The 17,237-nt window shown below is 42.2% G+C and carries 19 protein-coding genes and 1 pseudogene; 6 read left to right on the forward strand and 14 right to left on the reverse strand.

Going from position 1 to position 17,237, the window contains the following annotated elements:
- Positions 1-111: 111 nt before the first annotated feature.
- Positions 112-1,902: a signal peptide peptidase SppA gene (gene sppA, locus SNE26_RS04440; protein WP_321558165.1), complete on the reverse strand. Its 1,791-nt coding sequence runs from the start codon at positions 1,900-1,902 to the stop codon at positions 112-114.
- An 87-nt stretch (positions 1,903-1,989) separates the two neighbouring features.
- Between sppA and folK the strand changes: the two genes are divergently transcribed.
- Both folK and SNE26_RS04450 read left to right on the forward strand, forming a co-directional pair.
- Positions 1,990-2,478: a 2-amino-4-hydroxy-6-hydroxymethyldihydropteridine diphosphokinase gene (gene folK, locus SNE26_RS04445; RefSeq protein WP_188832724.1), complete on the forward strand. Its 489-nt coding sequence runs from the start codon at positions 1,990-1,992 to the stop codon at positions 2,476-2,478.
- Positions 2,479-2,494: 16 nt separating this feature from the next.
- A complete protein-coding gene (locus SNE26_RS04450) occupies positions 2,495-2,872 on the forward strand; it encodes an Hpt domain-containing protein (protein WP_321558166.1) in 378 nt (125 codons plus the stop codon).
- Positions 2,873-3,110: 238 nt separating this feature from the next.
- Here SNE26_RS04450 and purS read toward each other — a convergent pair whose 3' ends face one another.
- The 3 genes from purS to rho form a co-directional block, all read right to left on the reverse strand.
- Complete coding sequence (gene purS / locus SNE26_RS04455; RefSeq protein ID WP_321558167.1) at positions 3,111-3,365, reverse strand: phosphoribosylformylglycinamidine synthase subunit PurS; 255 nt, start codon at positions 3,363-3,365, stop codon at positions 3,111-3,113.
- Entirely contained in the window at positions 3,346-4,068 is a 723-nt protein-coding gene (gene pssA / locus SNE26_RS04460) for a CDP-diacylglycerol--serine O-phosphatidyltransferase (protein ID WP_321558168.1), read from the reverse strand. The genes purS and pssA overlap by 20 nt, the downstream gene beginning before the upstream one ends.
- A gap of 90 nt (positions 4,069-4,158) precedes the next feature.
- Positions 4,159-5,793: a transcription termination factor Rho gene (gene rho / locus SNE26_RS04465; protein ID WP_321558169.1), complete on the reverse strand. Its 1,635-nt coding sequence runs from the start codon at positions 5,791-5,793 to the stop codon at positions 4,159-4,161.
- Between the two features lie 364 nt (positions 5,794-6,157).
- Here rho and pyrF point away from each other — a divergent pair, with 364 nt between their 5' ends.
- Together pyrF and SNE26_RS04475 are read left to right on the forward strand one after the other, a co-directional pair.
- Positions 6,158-6,988 (forward strand): orotidine-5'-phosphate decarboxylase, encoded by an 831-nt coding sequence (gene pyrF, locus SNE26_RS04470; RefSeq protein ID WP_321560021.1) that lies wholly within the window; start codon positions 6,158-6,160, stop codon positions 6,986-6,988.
- Between the two features lie 140 nt (positions 6,989-7,128).
- A complete protein-coding gene (locus SNE26_RS04475) occupies positions 7,129-7,650 on the forward strand; it encodes a transposase (RefSeq protein ID WP_321558170.1) in 522 nt (173 codons plus the stop codon).
- A 199-nt stretch (positions 7,651-7,849) separates the two neighbouring features.
- Here the strand turns inward: SNE26_RS04475 and dnaJ are convergent, their stop codons facing one another.
- The 5 genes from dnaJ to SNE26_RS04500 all read right to left on the reverse strand — a co-directional run bounded on the left by dnaJ (position 7,850) and on the right by SNE26_RS04500 (position 12,004).
- A complete protein-coding gene (gene dnaJ, locus SNE26_RS04480; protein WP_321558171.1) occupies positions 7,850-9,016 on the reverse strand; it encodes a molecular chaperone DnaJ in 1,167 nt (388 codons plus the stop codon).
- A 161-nt stretch (positions 9,017-9,177) separates the two neighbouring features.
- On the reverse strand, positions 9,178-9,783 hold the full coding sequence (locus tag SNE26_RS04485; protein ID WP_321558172.1) for a nucleotide exchange factor GrpE: 606 nt from the start codon (positions 9,781-9,783) through the stop codon (positions 9,178-9,180).
- 195 nt (positions 9,784-9,978) lie between these two features.
- The gene (locus SNE26_RS04490; RefSeq protein ID WP_321558173.1) at positions 9,979-10,659 is read right to left on the reverse strand and encodes an ATP-binding cassette domain-containing protein; all 681 of its coding nucleotides are present in this window, start codon (positions 10,657-10,659) and stop codon (positions 9,979-9,981) included.
- Between the two features lie 5 nt (positions 10,660-10,664).
- Entirely contained in the window at positions 10,665-10,868 is a 204-nt protein-coding gene (locus SNE26_RS04495) for a fructose-6-phosphate aldolase (RefSeq protein WP_321558174.1), read from the reverse strand.
- 110 nt (positions 10,869-10,978) lie between these two features.
- Complete coding sequence (locus SNE26_RS04500; RefSeq protein ID WP_321558175.1) at positions 10,979-12,004, reverse strand: acyl-CoA reductase; 1,026 nt, start codon at positions 12,002-12,004, stop codon at positions 10,979-10,981.
- Between the two features lie 101 nt (positions 12,005-12,105).
- Between SNE26_RS04500 and SNE26_RS04505 the strand changes: the two genes are divergently transcribed.
- Both SNE26_RS04505 and SNE26_RS04510 read left to right on the forward strand, forming a co-directional pair.
- Positions 12,106-12,459 carry a 4Fe-4S dicluster domain-containing protein gene (locus SNE26_RS04505; RefSeq protein ID WP_274987803.1) on the forward strand — a complete coding sequence of 118 codons (354 nt, stop codon included), beginning with the start codon at positions 12,106-12,108 and terminating at the stop codon, positions 12,457-12,459.
- A 253-nt stretch (positions 12,460-12,712) separates the two neighbouring features.
- Positions 12,713-13,474, forward strand: coding sequence for a C40 family peptidase (locus SNE26_RS04510; protein ID WP_321558176.1), 762 nt, complete (start codon positions 12,713-12,715; stop codon positions 13,472-13,474).
- Positions 13,475-13,571: 97 nt separating this feature from the next.
- Here SNE26_RS04510 and SNE26_RS04515 read toward each other — a convergent pair whose 3' ends face one another.
- The 5 genes and pseudogenes from SNE26_RS04515 to SNE26_RS04535 all read right to left on the reverse strand — a co-directional run bounded on the left by SNE26_RS04515 (position 13,572) and on the right by SNE26_RS04535 (position 17,233).
- Complete coding sequence (locus SNE26_RS04515; protein WP_321558177.1) at positions 13,572-14,483, reverse strand: WD40 repeat domain-containing protein; 912 nt, start codon at positions 14,481-14,483, stop codon at positions 13,572-13,574.
- Positions 14,484-14,580: 97 nt separating this feature from the next.
- A complete protein-coding gene (gene hisIE / locus SNE26_RS04520; RefSeq protein ID WP_373695590.1) occupies positions 14,581-15,252 on the reverse strand; it encodes a bifunctional phosphoribosyl-AMP cyclohydrolase/phosphoribosyl-ATP diphosphatase HisIE in 672 nt (223 codons plus the stop codon).
- Between the two features lie 50 nt (positions 15,253-15,302).
- The gene (hisF, locus tag SNE26_RS04525; protein WP_321560022.1) at positions 15,303-16,088 is read right to left on the reverse strand and encodes an imidazole glycerol phosphate synthase subunit HisF; all 786 of its coding nucleotides are present in this window, start codon (positions 16,086-16,088) and stop codon (positions 15,303-15,305) included.
- 9 nt (positions 16,089-16,097) lie between these two features.
- A pseudogene (locus tag SNE26_RS04530) lies at positions 16,098-16,442 on the reverse strand (endonuclease domain-containing protein); the annotation flags it as partial.
- Between the two features lie 41 nt (positions 16,443-16,483).
- Positions 16,484-17,233: a 1-(5-phosphoribosyl)-5-[(5-phosphoribosylamino)methylideneamino] imidazole-4-carboxamide isomerase gene (locus tag SNE26_RS04535; RefSeq protein WP_321558178.1), complete on the reverse strand. Its 750-nt coding sequence runs from the start codon at positions 17,231-17,233 to the stop codon at positions 16,484-16,486.
- Between the last annotated feature and the right edge of the window lie 4 nt (positions 17,234-17,237).

Raw genomic sequence — 17,237 nt, forward strand, 5'->3', positions numbered from 1 at the left:
AGCAAACAGACTTACGAAGTTTTGAAAACTTCGTAAGCCTTACCGGATAAATAAAAAAGCCACCCAAACCGGGCAGCTTTTCACAATCAAAATTAATGTATTAATGAAATTTTATTTGATCACCAGGTCATAAGGCAGGCGGGCCTGCGGGGTGCGCATCATTTGGGTGATGCCTTTTATTTGCTGGTAAACACGGTAGTTTTCGCCAAGCTCGTTTTTAACCATCCGGGTTTGTACTTCGGCACTTAAACCGCCTTCTACTTTATTGAAAAAGCTTTTTTGCTCAGGATAGTTCACGATGTTATAGGTTTTGATCTTAGCCTTTTTAGCTGCTGAAGCAATGGCATCGTTTATATTTCCTAAACGGTCAACAAGGCCAATTTTTAGTGCTTGTTCACCAGTCCATACGCGCCCTTGCCCAATGCTGTTAATATAAGCCTGTGTTTTACCGCGACCTTCGGCTACGGCTTTGGTAAATTCATCATATCCACGGTTTACGCTGTTTTGTAATATCAGGCGTTCTTCCGGGCTCAGCGGGCGACTGATATCGCCCAAATCGGCATATTTACCGGTTTTTACGCCATCAAAAGTTACACCCAGTTTATCGTTAAACAATTTTTGCATGTTAGGCAGTACGGCAAAAATACCGATAGAGCCTGTGATGGTATTGGGTTGCGCAATGATAGAATCGGCAGCACAGGATATATAATAGCCGCCAGATGCGGCGTAATCGCCCATGGAAACAATGATCGGTTTCTTTTCGTGGATGAGTTTTACTTCGCGCCAGATCACATCTGATGCCAGCGAACTGCCGCCCGGCGAATTTACACGCAATACCACGGCTTTAACTTTACCATCCAAACGGGCTTTGCGTAATGCTTTCGAGATAGTTTCTGAACCAATATTGTTGTCGTCGCCATCGCCGCCTGTAATATCACCGGACGCGTAAACAATGGCAATGCGGTTTTTTGATGATGAATCATCGTCCTTATCGTCCGAATCATCACTTTTGCTTTTGGCGTAATCCCTTAGGTCAACACTTTTCAAGTCGTCTTTTAAATCGGTACCGGTCCGCCTTTTCAAATCGTTCAGGAGCTCGTCTTTATATTTTAGGCCGTCAACCAGTTTAAATTTATAGGCGTCTTCTGGAAATTGAATGCGCATGTTATCGGCATAAGCGAATAATGAATCCTTGTTAAGGCCGCGGCTTTTGCTGATGCCGGTTAAAAAGTGATTGTAGAGTGAACCAAGATAGGAGGTTACCTGTAGTTTATTGGCATCGCTCATTTTAGTGAGGAACAACGGTTCAACAGCACTTTTAAAGGTCCCAACTTTAATGATCTGTGCTTCAATGCCCAATTTATCCAACGCACCTTTCAGGAAAGTGGTTTGAGAGCTAAAGCCATGGAATTCAAAAATACCTTTGGGGTTAATATAAACTTTATCGGCAACCGATGCCAGGTAATAAAAGCCCTGGGTATATACTTCGGCGTAGGCTACAACAAATTTACCTGATTTTTTAAAGTCGATAAGTGCGTTGCGGATCTCTTCGGTAGTGGCCTGGCCGGCAGTCATATAACTTTCATCAAGGTATATGCCTTTAATATTATCATCGGTTTTGGCTTTTTTAATATCGGCCAGGATGTCATTTAAGCCGATTGATTTATCTTCATTTAATCCTAAAAAATCCAGACCGGCAAGGGGATTGTTAGGTGTACGCTCAGTTATCTGATTTTTAAGCGACATGTATAAAATAGAGTTTGGGCTAACATCTACAGTTTTATCACTGCCGGCCGATGCAATAAGGCCGATAACAAGAACCGCTCCTACAACACCTATAATTACACCCGAAATAATTACCCCTAAAATAGTGGCCAGAACGAATTTGAAGAATTGTTTCATTAATGTTATAAATCTTTTTAACTATGCAAACTTAGTAATAAGGCGCCGTATAATGCTAAGAGCGGTTTCCATTATATTTGTTACAACATGATTGATGTTTTTTTATTACTTGGGAGCAACCTCGGTACCCGCGAATTGTTTCTGCAGCAGGCTATTGAGTCTATTTCGGCTCAAATTGCTCCGGTTAAATTGATATCGTCGGTTTATGAAACCCAGTCGTGGGGTAAAACTGATGAACCCGACTATTTAAACCAGGTGCTGATGCTCCAAACTGATCTTTCGGCGCAGGATGTGTTGGAAAAAATATTGGGTATCGAACTGCAGATGGGACGTAAGCGGGAGGTTAAATGGGGATCGCGTATTATTGATATTGATATTTTGTTTTATGGCGATGAAGTGATCCATGATTTTAACCTGGTAGTGCCCCATCCCGAATTGTATAAACGCAGTTTTACGCTGATCCCCCTGGCCGAGATAGCGCCTGATCTTATTCATCCGGTGTTCAAAAAAAATATTTTGCAGTTAAAGGACGAACTAAAGGATAACTTAATCGTAAAAAAGCATATTTTTGAATAAACACAAAGCTTTTATAATGGCAGATATTTCACCAGAACAGGATCTTGATCTTTCTTTTTTATACGAGATTGCCGACGGTAGCGACGATTTTATTGTTGACTCGATAGGGATGTTCCTTGAGCAATCGCCCGATTTACTTAATACGATCAGCAGCGCGTTAAATAACCGGGATTGGGCATTAGCAGCCCAGGCAGCTCATAAATTAAAGCCTAACCTTGGTTTTTTTGGTATGCCCATAAGCCAGGCTACCATACAGGAAGTTGAACTGGCCTGCAAGGCAGGTGGTGAAAATCCAGCCGAAATATTTGAGAAATTTAACCAGGTAAACAGCATGGTATCAGCAAACCTGATCACCCTAAAGCAAATTAAAGCCGAGAAGGAAGCTAATTTATAATGTGAAAGGTGAAAGGTGAAAGGTGAAAGGTGAAAGGTGAAAGGTGAAAGGTGAAAGGTGAAAGGTGAAAGGTGAAAGGTGAAAGGTGAAAGGTGAAAGGTGAAAGGTGAAAGGTTTCGCCGCTCGCACATAAAAAATAAAGGCAAGAGGTTTCCCTTTTGCCTTTTGTATTTTATAAAGTTTTAGTTATTGATGCAGATAAAAACCTTTGGCCTTTAACCTAAAAACGCCTTTTACCTTAAACAGCTTCTATTTTAAAAGTATAGCTTTCCATAATCAGGTTAGCCAGCAGGTTTTTGCAGGCCTGGTCAACTTTGGCGCTGGCGGCTTCAGCATTTTCAGCTTCTATTTCAAGCGTAATGTGTTTGCCAATGCGCACGTTGTGAATTTCGGCTAAGCCAAGGTTTTTCATGCTACCGGTTACTGCTTTTCCTTGTGGGTCAAGTATTTCTTTTTTTGGCATTACGTCGATTTCAGCCTGGAACTTTGTCATTTGTGAGTTTTGTTTGAATTAGAGATAAGGTGATATAAATAAATATAACCACCGGAACGGCCACAAATTTAAAAAATAGTATGAGTATTGCCGAAAACAAGAGCAGTAAATAACGGAAAATGTTTTTGTTAAAATCGCGGTTCTTGAATTTAAGCGACATTAACGGTATTTCGGATACCAGCAGTGTACACATTATTAAAACCAAAACGGTAAGAAAGTATGGATTTAAAATGTAATGCGCCAAAGCATCGTACTGTTGTACTATTAAAGGCAGTGATGCTATGAGGATGGCATTTGCCGGTGTAGGTAAGCCAATAAAGCTATCTGATTGCCGTGTGTCATTATTGAACTTGGCAAGCCTTAATGCCGAAAATACCGGTAAAAGAAATGCAACGAAATTTAACAGATGACTTACGCTATCTATTTGTGGCGCTTTTAAAAACAGCTCGTACATGATAACCGAAGGCAATACGCCAAAGCTTACCATATCGGCCAGTGAGTCGAGATCTTTACCTATAAATGAGTAAGAATTTAAAACCCTTGATGCAAGGCCGTCAAAAAAATCAAATATTGAGGAAAGAAAAATGGCGTAAGCAGCCACTATGAGGTTACCCTGGAAAGCGAAAACTATGCCTATGCAACCGCTAAAAAGGTTGGCGCAGGTAATAGCATTTGGAAGGTGTTTTTTGACGCGTCTCTTCATTTCGCCATCGAAGTTATCAGGAATTTATTAAGTAATAATGAAGTTACAAATAATATTCTACTTACTTATAACTTCATTATCGCTAAAATATTACGAATTCATCGAAATCAGAAATTCTTCGTTAGTTTTTGTGCCCCTTATTTGAGCCTGTAAAAACTCCATTGATTCCTGCGAATTCATATCAGCAAGGTGGTTGCGAAGGATCCAGATACGCTGAAGTGTTTCACGGTCAAGCAGCAAGTCGTCACGACGGGTACTTGAAGCGGTGATATCGATAGCCGGGAAGATGCGTTTGTTTGATAATTTACGATCCAGTTGCAGCTCCATGTTACCGGTACCTTTAAATTCTTCAAAGATAACCTCGTCCATTTTTGAACCGGTTTCGGTAAGTGCAGTAGCAATGATGGTTAATGAGCCGCCATCTTCAATGTTACGGGCGGCACCAAAGAAGCGTTTAGGCTTGTGCAGGGCGTTTGCATCAACACCACCTGATAATATTTTACCTGATGCTGGGGCAACAGTGTTATAAGCACGGGCTAAACGGGTGATAGAATCAAGCAGGATCACTACGTCATGACCGCACTCTACCATGCGTTTTGCTTTTTCAAGCACAATGTTGGCAATTTTTACGTGGCGCTCAGCAGGCTCATCAAAAGTGGATGAAACAACTTCGGCGCGTACGCTGCGGGCCATATCGGTAACCTCTTCCGGGCGTTCGTCTATCAGTAATATAATAAGATATACTTCAGGATGGTTTTTGGCTATTGCATTGGCCACATCCTTTAATAACATAGTTTTACCAGTTTTTGGCTGTGCCACGATCAAACCACGCTGCCCCTTACCAATTGGCGAAAACAGGTCCATAATGCGGGTTGAATAGTTGTTCGGATCGGTGAACAGGCTCAGCTTTTCAGAAGGGAAAAGCGGTGTTAAGTGATCAAAAGGAACGCGGTCACGCACTTCGGCAGGGATGCGGCCGTTAATAGCCTCAACACGTACCAGCGGGAAGTATTTTTCGCCTTCTTTGGGAGGGCGGATGCTGCCCCTTACAGTATCCCCGGTTTTAAGGCCAAATAATTTTATCTGCGATTGTGATACGTAAATATCGTCGGGAGAAGTAAGGTAGTTATAATCAGATGAGCGAAGGAAACCGTAACCATCAGGCATGATTTCCAAAACACCTTCATTTACAATTACATTATCAAAGTCGAGATTGATTGGCGGTTCCTGTGCTTTTTGCTGATTTTGATTATTGCTGTTAACCCTGCGCTCAAATTTTTGCGGGCGGGTTTCCGGAACAACTTCTTCTGTACGGGTAACTGCTTCACCGGCTTGCGGAGCTTCTGTTTCTGCCGTTACAGCAGGAACTTCTGTTTCCGGGTCTTCCTGTGACGGCTCATCATCCTGTGCATCAAAAAGATTGGTATCATCCAACGGAACTTCAATACGGGGTTTTGATGAATCTTTAGTTTTTATAACGCGGGCCCTTTTGCGGGGTTTTTCGGCGGTTTCTGCAGGTCCTTCACCTGGAGCGGGAGTTGGGGTATAGTTTGATTCAACAAGATTTTGCTGGGCCCTGGCGGCTTCAATCAGCTGTTGTTGTTCAATAATGCGGGCAACAAGCTGAGCTTTACGTAGTTCGTCGGCCTCAGCAATACCTAAATTTCTGGCAATTTCGCGCAACTCTGAAACGAGTTTGTCGTTCAATTCAATTTTATCAGACATGATATGAATTATAGTTCAATGGGATTTTTTAATTGTAATGTGTTTTCAAACGGCAAAAATTTCTATGCAAGTGTTAGAGCTTGACCACATGTAAAAACATATGAGGCTATAATTGAAAGAAATTGATCTTGAAACCTTGTTTTAGTAAACATCCAAACCCATGCAATATTATATATAAGTGATAATAAAAAGCGTGGTGATTTAAATTGTTTCTTTAGTGCAAGAAAAATTCAATGGAAAACGATGCAAGTGTAATCAATTATTCTTTAATTTCAAATTAATTAAATAAATATCACTTATATCAGAACACATAAGCCAAATTTTTAGTTTTTTTGACAATTAAAATATTATTCAGCAGCTGATGATGTCCCGCCAGGAGTTAATTGAACAGATCAAAAAAAAGAAATCGTTTTTATGTGTTGGGCTTGATCCCGATATCAACAAGATCCCCGAATTTTTAAGATCATATCCCGATCCTATACTTGAATTTAATAAACGCATCATTGATGCTACGCAGGATCTCTGTATCGCTTATAAACCTAATGCCGCTTTTTATGAAGCTTATGGCATAAAAGGACTGCAAAGCTTAATTGACACCTATAAATACCTGCCAAAAGATTGCCTGAGCATCATCGATGCCAAACGGGGCGATATTGGTAACACATCCGATAAATATGCAAAAGCTTTTTTCGATGAACAATCGGGCGGAATGAGCTTCGATGCCATTACCATTACGCCTTATATGGGCAATGACAGCGTTACACCTTACCTTGCTTATGATGGTAAATGGGTTATCATTTTAGCTCTCACCTCATCCGTAGGCAGTAAAGATTTTCAATATCTGCAAACTGGGGATGGATATTTGTATGAAAATGTAATAAAAAAAGCCAATACCTGGGCTGGTGCCGATAGGATCATGTATGTGGTAGGCGCAACCAAAAGTACCGAGTTCACCAACATCCGCGTATATGCCCCCGATAATTTCTTACTGGTACCCGGAGTGGGTGCACAGGGTGGAAGCCTGGAAGAGGTTTGCAAATACGGCATCACTAAAGATTGCGGCCTTATTGTAAACTCATCGCGCTCTATATTATATGCAGCTAACGGTGAGGATTTTGCCGATGCCGCCCGTGCCGAAGCGCTTAGTTTGCAGCAGCAGATGCAGGTGGAGCTGGAAAAGGCTGGTGTGATATAATATGTGCGCGCAAGTTCAAGCGTCCACGCTTACGAAAACGATTATTAATGGTGTAGTAAGCGTGGACGCTTACATTAGGAAATCATTCAAGCGTGGACGCTTGAACGTGCAATATTTGTTAACCTAAATCATAAATACAAATGCGTCGTACTGCAGCAACGGATGAACTTTATTTCGTTACCTTAACAGTTACAGACTGGGTTGATGTATTTACGCGGCGTATTTATAATGACTTCATTATTCAAAATCTTAAATATTGCCAGCAAAATAAAAAGCTAAATATTTACGCATATGTTTTAATGACTAACCATTTGCATATGGTAGCAAATGTTGAAGAGGGTTCGTTGAGCGATGTTCTTCGTGACTTTAAAACATATACATCAAAGGAGTTAATTAAATTGATCATTAATAATCCGTCTGAAAGCCGCCGTTCATGGCTGCTTAATGCATTTGAATTTTCTGGCCGGAGAAATCCTTTAAACAAAAATCACCAGTTTTGGCAGAATGGGAATCATCCTGTTTTGCTGTATTCGAATGATGTTATTCAACAAAAGATAGATTACATTCATGATAATCCAGTCCGTGCAGGCTTTGTAGGTTCGGCCCATGAGTATTGGTATAGTAGCGCAAATCCGGAGAGTCCTTTAGAGGTTATTTATTGAAAATACATGCAAGTTCAAGCGTCCACGCTTGAATTATCCAGAAAGTAAGCGTCCACGCTTACTTTTTAATGCTTGTCTGTTTTTGTAAGCGTGGACGCTTACATTAAAAGTTCATTCAAGCGTGGACGCTTGAACTTGCTGAGAGAAAATTAAAAAGCCCGAAGTTGTTAAAACTCCGGGCTTTTGTATGCTTTATGCCTTATTCAAAATATTCTTTCATCCGTTCAAAGAAACTTTTCTCGTTTTTGCCCGGATTAGGTTTAAAGTTAGGTGAGCTTTGCAGTTTTTCCAGGATCTCACGTTCTTCGCGACTTAATGCTTTTGGGGTCCAGATGTTGATATGTACTAACTGGTCGCCACGGTGGTATGAATTTACTTCCGGTAAACCTTTGCCTTTCAGGCGCAGGATCTTGCCACCCTGTGTTCCTGGATCAATTTTTATCTTGGCTTTGCCATCAATGGTAGGTACTTCAATAGATGTGCCCAAAGTAGCATCAACAAAATTTACATGCAGGTCATAAATTACGTTATTACCATCACGTTTTAATGTTTCATGAGGCACTTCCTCAATCAGAATGATCAGGTCGCCGGGCACACCGCCACGTGGGGCAGCGTTACCTTTGCCGCTCATGCTCAATTGCATGCCTTCGCTAACACCGGCAGGTACCTGTATGGTGATCAGTTCTTCACCTCTTACAACGCCATCACCATGACAAACAGTACATTTTGACAGTATGGTTGAACCTTCGCCGTTACAGGTAGGGCAGGTGCTGGTAGTTTGCATCTGGCCCAAAATAGTATTGGTTACCCTGCGCACAGCTCCGGAGCCACCGCAGGTTTTACAGGTTTGGAAAGATGATTTATCTTTTGCGCCACTGCCGTCGCAGGTTTTACAGATGATCTGTTTGTTAACCTTGATCTTCTTTTCGGCACCGTTAGCAATTTCTTCCAGGGTTAAACGCACTTTAATGCGCAGGTTGCTGCCACGGGCTACGCGCCTGCCACCACCACCACTTTGACGGCCACCACCGCCAAAGAAGCCTTCAAACGGACTGCCACCGCCAAAAATATCACCAAACTGGCTAAATATGTCGTCCATATTCATGCCACCGCCCCCATAACCGCCGCCATTTGGCGATGACGCGTTGGCCGCATGACCAAACTGGTCATAACGCTGACGTTTTTCAGGAGTGCTTAGTACTTCGTAAGCTTCGGCAGCTTCCTTAAACTTTTCTTCTGCCTCTTTATCACCCTGATTTTTATCGGGATGATATTTAATAGCCATTTTACGATATGCTTTTTTTATGTCATCAGCACTTGCGCCTTTCGCAACCCCAAGCACATCGTAATAATCTCTCTTAGCCATGTTATTTAATGTCGAATTAATGAGTTAGTGAGTTAGCGAATTATATGCGGCGTCCCAACCAATAATCCAAACTCATGATTTTGTTAGTAATGCAGAATGATTGATGGGGTAAAAAAGCGATTAAATCACTAATTCACTAAATCAATCATTCAATAATTAATTTACGCTCCCACTACCACCTTAGCAAAGCGGATCACTTTGTCATTCAGCGTGTAGCCTTTTTCCATTTCGTCCATTACCTTGCCTTTAAGGTCATCAGTAGGTGCCGGAATGTTGGTGATAGCTTCATGCAGATCGGCGTCAAAGGCATTGCCTATTGATGTCATTTCTTTCAGGCCTTTTTGGCCCAGTATATTTCTCAGCTTGTTTTGGATCAAAGTAACGCCCTCTTTAACAGGGGCAACTTCGGTAGCCTTATCCATGGCACGTTGTGCGCGTTCAAAGTCGTCAAGTACAGGTAGTAAAGCCACAATTACATCTTTGCCTTCGGTTTTGCGGGCTTCCTCGCGTTCTTTAATGGTACGCCTTCTAAAGTTATCAAATTCGGCATATAAACGCAAGTACTTGTCATTAGCCTGTGCCAGCTCATCTTTCAGCTTTTCTTCGGCTGTTGGAGCAGCAGTTTCCTGTTGGGGTTCTGTAGCCTCTGTTACCGGGGCTTGTTCCTGCCCTTCATCTTGTAATTGCTCTTTATTCACTTCGTTTATATTTTCAGTATTATCCGTATTTTCTTTCTTCTTTTTCTTCAACATATCGTTAAATTTCATAGCGAGTAGTGCCAATCAAGTATCTTGCCATAACCGCAAAGCGGTCAAGCTGTCAGTGGCATGAAGTAATTTTAAGTAAGGGTGACAGGTGAACCGTCAAATGGGCAAACCAGAACCATGATTCGCCTGATTTAAGGATGGCCTTGAGTTTTATACATCAGGGACATCCTTAAATCCTAAAAATCATGGTTGGGTTTATATCTCCACATCTTCCAAAACCTTACCATTTTCGCATTTGATAATGCGCGACGGGAAAGCGCGGATTATGTGATAATCGTGCGTGGCTACCAGTACGGCAGTGCCCGATTGGCTGATCTGTTTAAGCAGGAGTACTATTTCTTCAGATGTTTCGGGATCGAGGTTGCCCGTAGGTTCATCGGCCAGGATTATTTCCGGATCATTAAGCAGGGCACGTGCAATTACTACACGCTGCTGCTCGCCGCCCGAAAGTTCATGAGGCATTTTCTTTAATTTTGAGCGGAGGCCAACTTTTTCAAGCACGTCAAGAGCTTTATCAGCAATCAGCTTTTTATCGTTCCAGCCGGTGGCGCGCATTACGAAGTTCAGGTTTTGCTCAATGGTGCGGTCGGTAAGCAACTGGAAATCCTGAAAAACTATACCCAGTTTACGGCGCAGGTATGGAATGTCGCGGCTGGGCAGCTTGCTTAATTCATAGCCACAGGCATGACCGGTACCGGCTTTAATCCCTAAATCGCCGTAAATTACTTTCAGCAGGCTGCTTTTGCCTGATCCTGTCTGGCCAATCAGCCACACAAAATCGCCTTTATCAACATGTAAATCTACGTTTGAAAGTACCAGGTGCGCCTGTTGAAAAATATCAACGTTGTTTAGTTTTATTATAGAATTTCCTATCATCGTTTTTATAGTTCTAATTTTAAGATCTGCCCAAAAGGGAGGTCTTTGATAATATTCATGATCTGATCGGCCTTATCGCCCAACCCAACCTTGTCAAGCGATTTATCCGGCCTGTCAACCCTGAAATAAGCAAGCAGTGTAAACTTGTCATCCCGCAACTGTACATAATCGGGTATTTTGGCAACGCCTTTAACTTTTATGATATACATCTTTTTGTGTCATTGGGGCATTAAGTCATTAAGTCATTAGCCTATCGAACTTTTCAATGACTTAATGATCTAATGACACAATGACCTCACATTCCAAAGGTATTATTTATTTAAAGACTTGACAAAAATTCCATCGTGTCCACGCCATCGGCATAATCCCATAGTTTGGGCTGCTGGCTTTGGCCAAAACCCACTACCTGGCTTGTAACCTGTAGTGGTAGTGTGCTTACTATGCACTGGATATTTTCGGCATTCTGGTCGATCATGTTTTCCACCTCTGCCATGTCGCGGTAGTAGTTAAAAAACAATACTGACAGCGGAGATGTCAGCCTTTCATCTTCTTTAACCATCAAAAATCCGTTATCAAAATGTTTATCCCCGTTAACCAGGTAAATGGATTTGTTATAATCGTAATTATTGTTGTATTTATGGTGATTGATGATGGCTTTATGATCTTCTATCGATTCAAAAAAGAAAGTAAAATCATAGCCCTCAGGTACCAGTATTTTGGATACGTTACGACAGCCAAGCCCATAATAATCTAAAATATCATGCCCCAGATTGAAAAGATCTCCGGCAGTTTCCTTACCACTTAATACAGCAATGCTGTTCCGGTTTTTGCGGATGATATTAGGCACCTTGCCAAAATAATAATCAAAATAGCGCGAACTGTTGTTGCTGCCGGTAGCTATGATAGCATCAAAACCTTCCAGCCTGTCAACAAAGCTAAAACTACCTGCAAAATCAGCATCAATGGCTACCAGTTTTTCCAATACAGCTTTGATGAGCCGTGCATCTTGTGATGAGGCTTTAATAAGCGCCTTGTTACCGGAAGCAATAACACAAAGTACATCATGAAAACCTACCAGCGGAATGTTGCCGGCCAGTATCAGTCCAATATTTTTTGCAGGTTTGCCCGTTTGGGGATCATATTTTGAAAGCCAGGAGGTTAGGTCGGCCTTGTTAAGCATGTTGCCGATGGCGGTTACCGCTCCTGAAACGCTTGCCGGTGTAAACCATGCGTTATGATATTGTTCATTTTCAATAAGGGTGCTTAATGCTGCATCGGGCGATAAGATTTGCCTCCCCAGCTCCGAAAATGATTTTATTGAGTTTTTTGGATTAATTTTTGACATATATATGTTAGGGGATTAAACCCTTAAAGCCTTTTTTTGTTATATTTGTGCGCTTGCAATTTGCAGGCAAAGTTAATTGAGATTATTAGATATTTAGAAATATGGCGATTAAAATCACCGACGAATGCATAAACTGCGGGGCCTGCGAACCGGAATGCCCTAATAATGCTATTTATGATGCAGGAGCGGCCTGGCGTTTCAGCGATGGGACTGGCCTTAGAGGGATAATTGATTTTGGCGATGGTAACACCCTGAATGCCGAAGAAACACAAGCTGCATTATCTGACGATATATATTATATAGTACCCGATAAGTGTACCGAATGTGTAGGTTTTCATGACGAGCCTCAATGTGCAGCCGTTTGTCCGGTTGATTGCTGCGTTGATGACGAAGATATCCGCGAGAGCGAAGAAGAGCTGCTTGCCAAAAAAGACTGGCTGCACATGAACGAATAGATATACTTTTTAAATGATATTGAAAGGGAGATGCTGTGCATGTCCCTTTTTGTTTAGCGATAAATTGAATTTCAAGAACTTGTCAACGTATCGCGCATTTGATTAAAAAGTCTGAAAATATTTGTATTATCGTATAGTTTTATCCCCAAAACTACAGATACCAGTTATATAAATAATATCATATTAAGATGTTAACCATGTATTAGTTTAAAATACGTGTGGGATTTTTGTTTATTTGATATTTACAGAAACTATGGAATACGGGATATGTAACCTGGCCGTAATCCCGCTGAGGGCCGAACCTAACGAGCGGAGCGAGCAGGTATCGCAATTATTATTTGGCGAAGCGTTTGAAATTACCGAGTGGCAAAACAACTGGGTTAAGATCATTGCTGAGAATGATGGATATGTTGGGTGGATAGGTCGCCTGCAATTTGTTATGCTTGGTCATATAGCGTATAAAAATATTAAGAACCACCCTCCAAAGCTTACTTATCATGCCGTTACACAGGCCTGGAAAATAAGCGATAACAGCGTTGTTTATTTACCGGCTGGCAGCTCTCTTGCTTTTTTGGAGGGCACTTCATGCCGCGTTGGTAACGAGCGCTTTGAAATAATTGGCAAGGTTGGCGAGCCTGAAGATATTGCAACTACCGCTAAATCATTCCTGAATTCGCCATATTTGTGGGGGGGGCGAACACATTTTGGTATTGATTGCTCTGGTTTTACACAGGTAGTTTATAAACTAAAAGGCCTCAGGATTAAACGTGATGCCAGTATGCAGGCAAAACAAGGCAGTAAAATCGATTCAATAAAGGATGCAAGGCTGGGGGACCTGGCTTTTTTTGATAATGCCGAAGGCCGGGTAACTCATGTGGGCATCATGCTCAATAATGAGCACATCATTCATGCATCCGGTAAAGTTAAAATTGATTCCATTAATGAGGATGGAATATACTCGCTTGAGCAAAGAAAACATACGCATAATCTGTGTGGTATCAGGCGTTTTTTTTAATTAGCCTGTGCTTATTTAACCAAATAGTAAAAGAGATAAGAGAAGGAAAGTGGTTTAATTTAGTAAGATAAGTTTTTGGAAAAGAAAACGAGGCGGGTCAGCTAAATTTAACCTCCCAGGAAATGATCTTTTTATCGTCACTTACCGAAAGGAGCTGGTTGGACGTTCCCCATGCTAATTTATTGATAGATAGCACATGGCCTGGATATCCTTTTTCCCTGCTGATATTTTTGTAGAGTTTAAAATCGTCCGATCCCCAGATCTTGATACTTTTATCCATGCTGGCAGTAGCAAAATAAGGCAGGGTAGGATGGAATACAATATGGTTCACTGCAAACAGATGGGCGGGGATGTTTTTTATTTCATGATAACTGCTGCTATCCCAAATCTTTACCTGGGCATCTCTTGAGCCGGAAGCGATGTAACTTCCATCGGGGCTGTAAGCAAGTGAAAAAACTGCCATAGTATGGCCATGAAGCGCTTTAATAATAGTATAATCTTCCAGGTCGTAAACGGCGATATGATTATCGCGGCAACCGAATGCCACCCGTTTTTGATCGGGCGAAACGGCAATACAACGAACTGTATCCCTGGATACCGTTATGCTGTGCACCATTTCAAGTGTTTTAAGGCTCCATACAGATACAGTACCATCTTCTGATGCTATTAATAACTCATCTTTTTTAACCGATGATTTGACGTCAAAAATAGCTTTGTGGTGATGCCTTAAAGGTTTGAGTAATTTCTGCTGAATAAAATCAAACACCAGAACCTCGCCGCTGCGTAAACCGGCAAACATTAGCGGGTATCCCTCCGGACAATGAATGGCATAAATGGATGCATTAACCGGGAACATCACCTTAATAAACGAGAAATCATTCAGGCTCCACTCAACCAGTCCCTTATCATTGCCGCCTGTAAACAATATCCCCGGCTTTTGCGATAGTTCAAGTGTGAATATCGGGTTGGCATGGCCTGTAAGCTCGGCTGTTTTTTGTACGGTGATCATACTTTAGTTCATAGTTAATGGTTCATAGATCATAGCAAAATTAACAGGTTAAAGCAAATTTAGCCATGAACCATGATCTATGAACCATGAACAAATATTACTTATGCCTTGATTCTAAATTTTTAGCAATTGTTTCCAGTGTCAGCCCTTTTTCGCGAAGCAGGACCAGCAAATGAAAAACAAGATCTGATGATTCATTGATCAGGTCGGTTTCGGTTTCGGAAAGGGCGGCAATTACGGTTTCAACACCTTCTTCGCCAACTTTCTGGGCTATTTTGTTAAGGCCTTTATTGCGGAGTTTGTTTACATATGAACCCTCTACCGGGTTAGCATACCTGTCGGCAATGATATTTTCCAGCTCCAGGATAAAGTTTTGATTAAATTCGGTATTGAAGCAGCTGCGTGAGCCAGTATGGCAGGTAGGCCCATCGGCTTTCACTTTGATCAGCAACGTGTCGTTATCGCAATCAATGCTAATACTTTTTACATGCAGAAAGTTGCTGCTGGTTTCACCTTTGGTCCACAAGCGGTTTTTTGAGCGTGAGTAAAAAGTAACGATATTTTCCTGTACGGTTTTATCGTATGCTTCCTGGTTCATGTAACCGAGCATCAGCACCTCTAAAGTTTGCTCGTCCTGTATGATTACGGGGACAAGCCCGTCGGTTTTTTCAAAATCTATGTTCATTGCAACTGTTTTTGTTCCCCTCTCGAGAGGGGGAGCGGAGGGTGTGTGCCGGGAGGGGTGTGTTCGTCGCTTGAAGAGAAACACAGCCCTCCACCTCTCTCAAGAGGGGAATCGCACAAGCCGCCGCTTTTATCTCAAATTCTAACTTCTATCTTATTATCTTGTAGTATCCTCTTCAAATCCGGTATCAGTATCTCTCCATAATGAAATACCGAAGCAGCCAGCGCGGCATCAACATTGGTTTTTTCAAAAACATCAACAAAGTGTTCCACTTTGCCGGCACCGCCCGAAGCTATTACCGGAATATGCACGGCATCATTAACAGTTTTAAGCAAACCATTATCAAAACCGCCTTTGGTGCCGTCATGATCCATAGAAGTGAGCAGGATTTCGCCTGCGCCACGGCTTTCAGCCTCCAGGATCCACTCCAATGTTTGGCGCTCCGTTGGCAGCCTGCCGCCATTGAGGTGTACTACGTTTTTATCACCAATGCTGCGGGTATCAACAGCTATTACCACAAACTGAACACCGAAGGCAGCAGCCAGTTCGTCTATCAGTTTAGGGTTACGCACTGCTGCCGAGTTAATGGAAATTTTATCTGCGCCTGCATTCAGCAGCGCATCGGCATCGGCAATTTCATTAATGCCGCCTCCAATGGTGAAAGGAATATTGATTTGCCTGGCTACGGCCTTTACCAGCTCAACCATAGTTTTGCGACGTTCAACAGTGGCGGTGATGTCCAAAAACACCAGTTCGTCGGCCCCCTGGTTTGAGTAATTCCAGGCCAGCTCTACCGGGTCGCCGGCATCGCGCAAGTCAACAAAGTTTACACCTTTGACTGTACGCCCATCTTTAACGTCAAGGCAGGGGATAATTCGCTTGGCAAGCCCCCCCCGCCCCCTAAAGGGGGAGCCTTTGATTTGCGTATTTATATTTTCCAATACTTTTTCTAAATGATTAACTACCTGTTCGTTGGTAAAACGTAATACTTTTAATCCGTCGAGTTCTAAGTTGGTTTGCCTGATTATATCGTTAAGCGCGATGTCTGGTCGTAAATGTATATCACCGTCTAACTCGACAATTAACTTATGCTGATGACAATAAAAATCGGCGATATAAATCCCTAAAGGATGTTGTCTTCTGGATTTTACACCTAACTGTTTGCCTTTCAGATGTTGCCAAAGTAGTTCCTCCGCGGCAGTCATTCTATAACGAAGAGATTCAGCATTTTGAAAGACTAACTTATCGGCTCCCAAAAACATTTTTCTTTTCATTGTTGAACTATTTCTCCCCCTTTAGGGGGCCGGGGGGCGACTTATATCGATATCAGCGCATCCAAATTCCAGTGTTTCACGTCTTCAATGGTGATATGGCCCTCATATATCGCTTTTCCAACTACTACCGATTCAACTTTTAAGCGGTTAAGTTTTTCGATATCACCCATAGAGCTAACGCCGCCTGATGCGATCAGTTTGATGAATGGAGAATGGTCGAGCAGTTTTTCGTACAGCTCAATGCCAGCACCGCCAAGTTTGCCATCTTTGTTGATGTCAGTGCACAGGAAACGGAAGAAACCCAGGCTCAGACATTTGTCAACATAGTCCATCAATTTAATTGGCGAGCTTTCCATCCAGCCGGAGTATTTGATCACCTCGTCAAGCACGTCGATGGCTACAACAACCTGGTCGGAGCATTTGTCTTTACCGCAAATTTCTTTACTTAGTTCGGGCAGGAAGCTGGGATTGGTTAGGGCCTGTGTGCCCACAATTACGCGGTGAACGCCTGCATCTATCAGCTCTTTCACTTTTTCGATGCTGCGGATCCCCCCGCCGTATTGTACCTTCATATCAGTTTTTCGGATCACATCAAACAGGTATTGCTGGTTGCTGAAATCGTTTTTTGCGCCGTTAAGGTCAATGATGTGAATGAAGTTGGTGCCGTTGCTCTGGTAGCGCTCAATCATTTCTTCAAGGGTAACATCGTATTCGGTTACCTGTTTGTAGTCGCCTTCACGAAGACGGACTACCTTCTTGTTCAAAATGTCAATGGCAGGAATAATGTACATATCC

The sequence above is a fragment of the Mucilaginibacter sp. cycad4 genome (genome assembly GCF_034263275.1).
GTDB lineage: Bacteria > Bacteroidota > Bacteroidia > Sphingobacteriales > Sphingobacteriaceae > Mucilaginibacter.